Here is a 6173-nt window from a genome sequence, read left to right as displayed (position 1 = left end):
CTTAGGGCTATGGGCGATGAAGTTGCACTGGTCGTACTGTTGGACACACCCCTGCCGCAGCGCCGCCCACTCAGCCGAAAAGATCGCCTCTTGATCCAATGGCAGGAAACGCGGCGAAAGGGCGTGACCTATCCTTTTGTCTGGCTTCGCAACCGCATTGCATGGGAAATCGAGAAACGACGTGTGCAGGCGGAAACTCATACTGCGCACAGCTTCCACAATGCCGAAATAGAGCACGCCTTCCTTAAGGCTGTTGCGGAATACCAAATGCAACCCTGGGACGGTCGCATCGCGTTGTTCCGGCCTCCTTTGGTGGGCGCTTGGACAGTGTCCGGCGGTCAGTTGGTGAACCACGAACGGGCCTATCTTTTCGACGACAACGACTGGGGGCAGTTCACGCCGCAGATCGAGGTCTTCGAAGTCCCCGGCGATCACGACAGCATGGTGCTTGAACCCAATGTACGGGTTCTTGGGAGCCATCTGCGCAATGTCATCACCACCACCGAAGCCAAGATGGGTGGTAAAGGAAATGTTGTGTCTTTCAGTGCCAAACAGGCAGCGGAGTAAATAGTATGACGAGTATTGTCGTTGTTGTTCTCAATTATAAGACCCCGGATTTGGCTGTTCTTGCGGCGCAGTCGGCGGCAGTTGCCATGGCTGATTTCGATGGAGTGATCGTCCTGGTCGATAACGACTCACCGGATGACTCCTTCAAGAAAATGCAAGCGGGCGTGCAAGATGCGTCTTGGCCCGAACATCTCGATGTTCAGGTCCTTCAATCCGGTCACAATGGCGGCTTTGGGGCTGGAAACAATTTCGGTATTCGCGCTGGGCTTGACCTCTGCCCAGATGCTGAATTCGTCTATATCCTGAATCCGGACGCGACTGTTGAACAGGACGGACTCGCGGCTTTGGTCAAACATCTGAACGCACATCCCGAAGCGGCCATAGCAGGAAGCTGGATTCAGGGCGAAGACGGCGTCGATCATTGCAGTGCGTTCCGCCTTCCCGGCCTCGCGTCCGAATTTGAAGCCTCCATTCGCATGGGTCCTGTGACACGGATGCTCAGGAAGTACGTCCTTCCTTTGCATGTGCCCGATACGTCGGGTCCGGTGGGTTGGATCGTCGGCGCGTCAATGCTCGCTAGGACACGTGTTCTCAATGACATTGGCCTCTTCGACGAGACCTTCTTTCTATACTTCGAAGAAACCGACCTGTGCCTGCGTGCGCAACGTGCTGGACACGAGGTGCACTTCGTTCGCGAAAGCCGCGTGTGTCATATCGGGTCGGTCTCGACCGGGATGGGTAGTTGGAAACGGACACCGCCCTACTGGTATGAAAGCCGCTGGTATTTCTACAGCAAGAACTATGGTCGCGCCTACGCAGTTGCCGCGACCGTCCTCAATGCCGTTGGAACGTCGCTCTGGCGGGTTCGACGTATGGTCGAGCGGAAACCGAATACCGACTCCAATCGCTTTATCCGGGATCTGATCTCGCACGATGTGCAGGCGTTTTTCCGACCGACACCTAACGCGTCGATCAGGGCCATCAGCCCTCATCCCAAAACAACCCTTCAGACCAGCGTGGACTGACTATGCCCCATTTTGACAGCATCATCATCGGCGACGAAAGCCTGACCCAGCATTGCGCTGAAACGCTCTTGGGTCAGGGACACAGTCTGATGGTGCTTGTCACGGATAATCCGGATCTTGTGGGCTGGGCAAATGGGAGAGGTATTCGGGTAGAGCCGCATGGCGCCGATCTGGCGACACGGCTTGATGGTCTGACGGTCGACTGGGTTTTCAGTATTGCCAACCTGAAGATTCTCACGCCAGAGGTGATTGCTCTTGGACGTAAAGGAGCCATCAACTTTCACGATGGACCATTGCCAAGACACGCTGGCCTGAATGCACCGGTATGGGCGCTGCTTGATGGCGAACCGACACACGGGATCACGTGGCATCTGATTGCCGAAGGCGTGGACACCGGGGACATCCTTGTTCAGCGCCATTTCGATCTGTCGCCGGATGACACCGCTTTGACGCTCAATACCAAGTGTTATGAGGCTGGCCTAACCAGCTTTCCTGACCTTTTGTCAGAACTGACTGGTGGGATGCCAAATCGCCATGCGCAGGATATGTTCCAACGCAGCTACCATGCGCTGACAGACCGACCAGAGGCAAATGGGCTGCTCCAATTCGATCAGCCTGCCGATGCTGTCCTGAGAATGATCCGGGCACTGGATCACGGCACGTATTGGAACCCGCTCTGCACGCCTAAACTTCGATTGGGTGAGCGAATTGTGCATGTAGGCCAGGGCGCAGTGACCCAAAGCAGCGCGGCTGCAGGAACGGTTATCGAAGTAGACGATACGGCAGTCACCATTGCCTGTACCGATGCAGCCCTTCGACTGTCCGGATTGACCGATGTCAGCGGCAAATCGGTTCATCTGGAAAAGCTCGTGAAATTGGGAGATGTCCTGAACAGCCTTGACCTGACCGAACGAACCGCGATTACCGAAACCATGCGGGCGGTCGCGCGGAAGGATGGCTTCTGGCGTCGCCAACTGTCGGGCAGCGTCCCACTGTCTCTGCCTTTTGCGCGTGAGGATGCGCCGTCTCTCAACACCATTCAGACTGAAATCAACCGGTCGCACCTCGTCAAAGCGGTTGGGTTGATGGCATCTCGTCTGGCGTCGCACCAAGACACAGTCATCGCGGTTACCAATCCAAAGCTGAAAGAGGATGCGGACAATGGCTTGGTCAATGCGTGGGTTCCCCAGAGGTTGGACACGCTTGGCAACGAGTTTCCGCAACTCGATACCGGTTTCGCCATTGATCTGCCACTCCGTGACCCAACGCTGGAAGTACCGGAAACGCCTGCTTTGGGCATGTCGCTGGACGCGGGGCCTGTCCCAGAGACCGCGATTACGTTTGAACAAACAGAGGCCGGTGTCGCCGCTCATATCGACGAAGGCCGTATCTCCCCTGATTTTGCACACATTCTGATCCGCCGCGTTCAGTGGATTGCAGATCAGCTTGCAGGTGGAGACGGTGTGGACGCCATTGACCTGCTGCCTCCCGACGAACGAGGAAACGTTCTGGGCGCACATAATGCGACGGAAACGGCCTTGGATGGACCGACGACGATGCATGCCGCCTTCGAAGCGCAGGTCGCGCGAACACCTGATGCGATCGCTTTGGTGTTCGAAATGTCCGAAATCACTTATGCAACCCTGAACGAACACGCCAACCGCGTTGCGCATACCCTGCGTGCAATGGGGGTCGGGCCGGATACGATGGTCGGTTTGCATTGCCGACGCAGCCCGGATCTCATTGCAGGTGCGCTCGGGATCCTGAAGGCGGGCGGGGCGTATCTACCACTTGATCCGGACTATCCGAAGGATCGCCTGGCGCACTACCTCACCGACAGTGGGGCGGCTGTTGTGATTACCGAAAATGGGATTGAAAACCAGTTGCCCGAAACCGATGCAGATCTTCTTGTATTGGACCGAGATCCTCGGCTTGCATCTGCTCATATCGGCAATCCCGAGCCAACCGCGTCTGCCGTAAACCTCGCCTATGTGATCTACACTTCCGGCTCCACCGGTCAGCCGAAAGGTGTGATGGTCGAACATCGCAACGTGCTGAATTTCTATGCGGGCATGGACGCAGTTATACCCGATCAGGAATCGGCGGCCTGGCTGGCCGTAACCAGCCTCAGCTTCGATATCTCTGTTCTTGAGCTGTTTTACACGATGGCCCGCGGCAACAAGGTTGTCCTGCCCAGCTCCAGTCAACGCGGAGTGATTTCCGGTGGTCCATCGCGCAATTCCGGCGATGGGATGGAGTTCTCGATCTACTACTGGGGCAACGATGATGGAGTAGGACGAGACAAGTACCGGCTGCTTCTTGAAGGCGCAAAGTTCGCGGATGAGAATGGGTTCTGCGCCGTCTGGACGCCCGAACGCCACTTCCACGCATTCGGTGGTCCTTATCCCAACCCATCGGTCACAGGGGCTGCGGTGGCAGGGGTCACCAAGCAGATTGGTGTGCGTGCGGGAAGCTGCGTCGCTCCGCTGCACCATCCCGCACGCATAGCCGAAGAATGGGCGGTGATTGACAACCTCACCAACGGGCGCGCCGGTCTGGCCATCGCCAGTGGATGGCAGCCGGATGATTTCGTTCTGCGCCCGGAAAATACGCCACCGGATAATAAGCCTGCCATGTTCGAGGCCATCGAACAGGTGCGAAAACTGTGGCGTGGTGAACCTGTCGCCTTCCCGCGCAAGGATGGCCAGATGCATGAGGTCGTGACACAGCCACGCCCGGTGTCAAAAGAGCTGCCGATCTGGGTGACCACAGCCGGCAACCCGGACACTTGGCGCGAAGCTGGAAGCAACGGTGCCCATGTTCTGACGCACCTGCTTGGTCAGTCCGTCGAAGAGGTCGCGGAAAAGATCAAGATCTATCGGCATGCCTTGCGCGATGCCGGACATGATCCGGACAGGTTTACCGTCACTCTGATGTTGCACACCTGCCTTGCTGAGACGCGTGAGAAAGCCCGAGAGATCGCCCGCGAACCCATGAAGGACTATCTTCGGTCTGCGGCTGGTCTGATCAAGCAATATGCTTGGGCGTTCCCTGCCTTCAAACGACCGGAAGGCGTTAAGAATGCGTTCGAGCTGAACCTTGGTGATCTGAGTGAGGACGACCTTGAAGGTATCCTTGATTTCGCGTTCGAGCGGTATTTCAACGGCAGTGGTCTGTTTGGCACCATCGAAGACGCATTGGAGCGGGTTGAGCAACTCAAAGCGATTGGCGTGGCCGAGATTGCCTGTCTGATCGACTACGGGATCGATGCGGATCAGGTCTTGGAAGGGCTCAAGCCGCTTGCCGAAGTTGTCCGGCTCTCGGCGCCGTCGGTCGATCACGACGAGACGGATTTCTCGATTGCGGCGATGCTCAAAAGGCATGACGTCACCCATATGCAATGCACACCCTCTATGGCCCGGATGATCGCTATGGACGACGACGCGCGTGCTCAATTGCGCGGGTTGCGACATCTCTTCCTCGGTGGGGAAGCGTTGCCAGGTTCACTTGTGGCCGATCTCAGTACGGCAACCGGCGCGGTGATCACCAACATGTACGGACCGACCGAGACAACGATTTGGTCCTCCACAGAAGTTGCGACCGCCGCTGAGGCGACGGTGAATATCGGGCTGCCCATTGCGAACACCCAGCTCTATGTTCTGGATGACACGCTTGCGCCTGTCGGTGTCGGTGAACCTGGCGAACTGTGGATCGGTGGCGATGGAGTAACGCGCGGATATTGGAAACGTGAAGAGATGACCGCAGAACGCTTCCGCGACAACCCGTTTGCAGAGGGCCGGATATATCGTACCGGCGATCTGGTCCGGCGTCGCCCGGATGGGCGGCTTGATTTCCTCGGCCGGGCGGATCACCAGGTCAAATTGCGGGGTTTCCGCATTGAACTGGGTGAAATCGAAAGTGCGATTCAAGAGGTTGCAGATGTACCCAGCGCGGTTGTTCTTGCGCGCGAGGATACACCTGGCGATGTTCGCCTCGTTGCTTACGTGATCGGCGCATCCAAGATCGAACCCGCCGCTCTTCGCGCCAAACTGTCCAAGCGGTTGCCAGACTACATGATCCCCGCTCATGTCGTGACACTGGATGCGTTCCCGGTCACGCCAAACCAAAAGATCGACCGAAATGCATTGCCGGCACCGGTCGCTCAGGTGGCGCGGCCGAAACCAAAAGTGTCCTCGCCTGAGCAAGGTGCGGGGAAAGCGGATGAGACACTGCGCCAGAGCATTGCAGCTATATGGACCGAGGTTCTTGGTGTGCAGGAAATCACCGCTGAAGACAATTTCTTCGAACTTGGCGGCCACTCTCTTTTGGCTGTTCAGACACATCGCGCAATGCGGGACAGGTTGGATGTCGCGAAATTATCAATCACCGACATCTTTCAGTTCCCGACACTCGGTGCCCTGGCTGACCGTGTTGCGAGACTGGGAGGCGGATCCCAGTTGACCGGCAGCCCGCCGTCAAACGTAACGCCCATCGCGAAACCGACGCATCAAGATCGGGCGCAGACCCGAGCGGATGCAATGGCCCGCCGACGCGCGATGCGGGCACGTCGTCAAGCCTGAC

Annotated in this window: 3 protein-coding genes; all 3 read left to right on the top strand. The window is 57.4% G+C overall.

Annotated elements, in window-relative coordinates:
• On the top strand, nucleotides 1–567 hold a 567-nt coding region (locus MGEO_RS21390), incomplete at its 5' end, for a thioesterase domain-containing protein (protein WP_158091006.1).
• A gap of 5 nt (nucleotides 568–572) precedes the next feature.
• Nucleotides 573–1592 (top strand): glycosyltransferase family 2 protein, encoded by a 1020-nt coding sequence (locus tag MGEO_RS10330; protein ID WP_085636800.1) that lies wholly within the window; start codon nucleotides 573–575, stop codon nucleotides 1590–1592.
• A 2-nt stretch (nucleotides 1593–1594) separates the two neighbouring features.
• Nucleotides 1595–6172: a MupA/Atu3671 family FMN-dependent luciferase-like monooxygenase gene (locus tag MGEO_RS10325; RefSeq protein WP_085636798.1), complete on the top strand. Its 4578-nt coding sequence runs from the start codon at nucleotides 1595–1597 to the stop codon at nucleotides 6170–6172.
• Nucleotide 6173: the final 1 nt, after the last annotated feature.

Origin of the sequence: Marivita geojedonensis (assembly GCF_002115805.1) — a bacterium.
GTDB classification, from domain to species: Bacteria; Pseudomonadota; Alphaproteobacteria; order Rhodobacterales; family Rhodobacteraceae; genus Marivita; species Marivita geojedonensis.
The sequence above is the reverse complement of the archived record's forward strand: the minus strand, read 5'-3'. Positions and strand labels throughout refer to the sequence as shown.

Excerpts from the sequence above, each read along its gene's own strand:
- MGEO_RS10330 (WP_085636800.1), top strand. The coding sequence starts at position 573 with ATGACGAGTATTGTCGTTGTTGTTCTCAATTATAAGACCCCGGATTTG.
- MGEO_RS10325 (WP_085636798.1), top strand. The coding sequence starts at position 1,595 with ATGCCCCATTTTGACAGCATCATCATCGGCGACGAAAGCCTGACCCAG.